The sequence below is a fragment of the Streptomyces sp. SID3212 genome, assembly GCF_009865405.1.
GTDB lineage: Bacteria > Actinomycetota > Actinomycetes > Streptomycetales > Streptomycetaceae > Streptomyces.
This window is the reverse complement of record NZ_WWJY01000860.1, coordinates 1-233: the sequence shown is the minus strand read 5'-3', so window position 1 is coordinate 233 and position 233 is coordinate 1. Positions and strand designations below refer to the sequence as shown.

Sequence of the window (233 nt, the reverse complement as noted above, 5' to 3'; positions counted from 1 at the left end):
GCCAAGCGGGTGCCGGGCGCGTCCGCGATCGTGCCGTACTCCGCGCAGCGCCGCCCGGCACGGCGGCCGGGCAGCGGCTTCGACTTCTTCGGTACGCAGGCCGGCGCGCACCCCAAGGGGGAGGACGCCGGTGGCCCCCAGCCGTCCACGCGCAGCGGCGGCAAGGGCACGGGCGAGGCGGTGGACCCGGCGGACCGGGACGACCCCGCGCCGGCCCCGCTGACGGGGGACAC

Annotated in this window: 1 pseudogene; it reads left to right on the top strand. The window is 80.3% G+C overall.

The features are described 5' to 3' along the window. Positions 1 to 233 (top strand): annotated as a pseudogene (locus tag GT042_RS38340) (hypothetical protein); the annotation flags it as partial.